The sequence below is a fragment of the Burkholderia sp. Ac-20392 genome, from assembly GCF_017104585.1.
GTDB lineage: Bacteria > Pseudomonadota > Gammaproteobacteria > Burkholderiales > Burkholderiaceae > Burkholderia > Burkholderia lata.
The window spans coordinates 1-1,241 of sequence record NZ_JAAGPB010001002.1 but is presented as its reverse complement, the minus strand read 5'-3'; the positions used below and the strand labels follow the sequence as shown (position 1 = coordinate 1,241).

At 70.3% G+C, this 1,241-nt stretch carries 1 protein-coding gene; it reads left to right on the top strand.

The window, feature by feature from the left end:
• The coding region (locus G3N99_RS40420) for a 2-hydroxymuconic semialdehyde dehydrogenase (RefSeq protein ID WP_206125217.1) at positions 1 to 1,241 on the top strand (1,241 nt) is incomplete at its 5' end.

Below are 1,241 nucleotides of genomic sequence, written 5' to 3'. Positions count from 1 at the left end.
CGCCCGCGCAGCGGGCCGACTGGCTGCACCGGATCGCCGACGGCATCCAGGCGCGCTTCGACGATTTCGTCGCGGCCGAAGTGGCCGACACCGGCCGCCCGCTGGCCCAGGCCCGCACGCTCGACATCGCGCGCGGCATCGCCAATTTCCGCACGTTCGCCGACCTGGTCCGCACGGCCGGCGACGACTGCTTCGAATCGCAGACGGCCGACGGCGCGCAGTATCTCAACTACGTGACGCGCAAGCCGCTCGGCGTGGTCGGCATCATCTCGCCGTGGAACCTGCCGCTGCTGCTGTTCACGTGGAAGGTCGCGCCGGCGCTTGCGATGGGCAACTGCGTCGTCGCGAAGCCGTCGGAAGAGACGCCCGGCTCCGCGACGCTGCTGGCCGAGGTGATCGACGCGGTCGGCCTGCCGCGCGGCGTGTTCAACCTCGTGCACGGACACGGGCCGGCCGCCGCCGGCGAATTCCTCACGCGCCATCCGGGCATCGACGCGATCACGTTCACCGGCGAATCGCGCACGGGCAGCGCGATCATGAAGGCCGTCGCCGACGGCGTGAAGGACATCTCGTTCGAACTCGGCGGCAAGAACGCGGCCGTCGTGTTCGCCGACGCGGATTTCGACGCGGCCGTGGACGGCATCGTCAAGTCGAGCTTCACCAATGCCGGGCAGGTGTGCCTGTGCAGCGAGCGCGTGTACGTCGAGCGGCCGATCTTCGAGCGCTTCGTCGCCGCGCTGAAAACGCGCACCGAGGCGCTGCAAGTCGGTGCGCCCGACGATCCGGCCACGACGATGGGCCCGCTGATCTCGCGCGGCCATCGCGACAAGGTGCTGTCGTATTTCCGGCTGGCCGTTGAAGAAGGCGCGACCGTCGTGACGGGCGGCGGTGCGCCCACGTTCGGCGATGCGCGCGACGACGGCGCATTCGTGCAGCCGACCATCTGGACCGGGCTGCCCGACACCGCGCGCTGCGTGACCGAGGAGATCTTCGGGCCCGTGTGCCACGTCGCGCCGTTCGACAGCGAGGACGAAGTGATCCGCCGCGTGAACGACAGCGCGTACGGCCTGGCGGCGAGCGTGTGGACGACGCACCTCGCACGCGGCCATCGCGTCGCGAAGCGGATCGAGACGGGCATCGTGTGGCTGAACGCATGGTTCGTGCGCGACCTGCGCACGCCGTTCGGCGGCACCAAGCTGTCGGGCATCGGCCGCGAGGGCGGGCGATGCCCGACAGCTTGA